Annotated in this window: 2 protein-coding genes; both read left to right on the forward strand. The window is 66.7% G+C overall.

The window, feature by feature from the left end:
• Nucleotides 1–711, forward strand: a 711-nt coding sequence (locus tag EN991_RS36820) for a branched-chain amino acid ABC transporter permease (protein WP_164769690.1), incomplete at its 5' end; no start/stop codon positions are given.
• On the forward strand, nucleotides 708–1,236 hold a 529-nt coding region (locus EN991_RS36825), incomplete at its 3' end, for a branched-chain amino acid ABC transporter permease (RefSeq protein ID WP_164769691.1). The genes EN991_RS36820 and EN991_RS36825, both read left to right, overlap by 4 nt.

The raw sequence follows: 1,236 nt of genomic DNA on the forward strand, positions 1-1,236 counted from the left end.
CCGCTGTCCTTCGGCTGGCCGCTGATTGTCGCGCTGGTCGTCGGCATGGCGTTCACCGCTTTGCTGGCGCTGCTGCTCGACAAGGTGCTGTTTTCGCGGCTGCGCTCGCAAGGCCAGGCGATCATCGTGGTGATGGCGAGCTTCGGTGCCTCGATGGCGCTGAGAAGCCTGCTCGAATTCACCTTCACCTCGCGGCCGACCTATTTCAGCCGGGCGATCCAGATCGCCATGCCGGTCGGCTTCGGCATCCGCATCACATCAGACCAGATCGCGCTTTTGCTGCTGACCGCGGTGCTGGTGCTCGCCGTGCATCTGTTGATGACGCGCACGCAGACCGGCCGCTCGATGCAGGCCCTGAGCCAGAACGCGGCACTGGCCCGCATCGTCGGCATCGACGTCGCCAGCGTGGTGCGCGTCACCTGGGTCATCGGCGGGGCGCTGGCCTGCGTGGCCGGCGTGATGATCGGCATCCTGGTGCAGATCCGCCCGTTCATGGGCTTCGACATGCTATTGCCGATGTTTGCCGCCGCCATTCTCGGCGGCATCGGCAGCATCCCCGGCGCCGTGCTCGGCGGCCTGATCATCGGGCTCGCCGAGGCCGGTGCCGTGCAGCTGATCGGCGCCGAATGGCGCGCCGCCGTCTCCTTCATCATCCTGATGGCGGTGCTGTTCGTGCGGCCGATCGGCCTGTTTGGTGTGAGGGAACGCTGATGGATCTGATCGGCTACGGCGCCTTCTTCCTGACCACCGCGCTGATCTTTTCGCTGGTCACGCTGGGGCTCAATTTGCAGTGGGGCCTGACCGGCCTGTTCAATGTCGGCCTTGCCGGCTTCGTCGCCATCGGCGCCTACACCTCGGCATTGCTGACCACTCCCGACGACGCCGCGCGGCTGGGTGGCCTTGGCCTGCCGATCGTTGTCGGCTGGGCGGGCGCCATGGTCGTCGGCGGCATTGCCGCGGCGTTAACTGGCATGGCGACGCTGCGGCTCAGGTCCGACTATCTGGCGATCACCACCTTCGGCGTCGCCGTCGTCGTGCAACTGGTCGCGCTCAACGCGCAGAAACTGACCGGCGGCCCGTTCGGCATCGGCTTCATCCCGCGCCCCTTCGGCAGCCTTGCCGAGACGCCGCTGCTGTTCAACCTGTCGAACCTTGCCGTGGTCGCGGCGGTGACTCTGGTCGCCTATCTCGCTTTGGAACATCTGTCGCGCAGCCCGTGGGGCCGCGTGCTGAAGG

This window comes from Mesorhizobium sp. M7A.F.Ca.US.005.03.2.1 (assembly GCF_003997795.1).
GTDB lineage: Bacteria > Pseudomonadota > Alphaproteobacteria > Rhizobiales > Rhizobiaceae > Mesorhizobium > Mesorhizobium ciceri.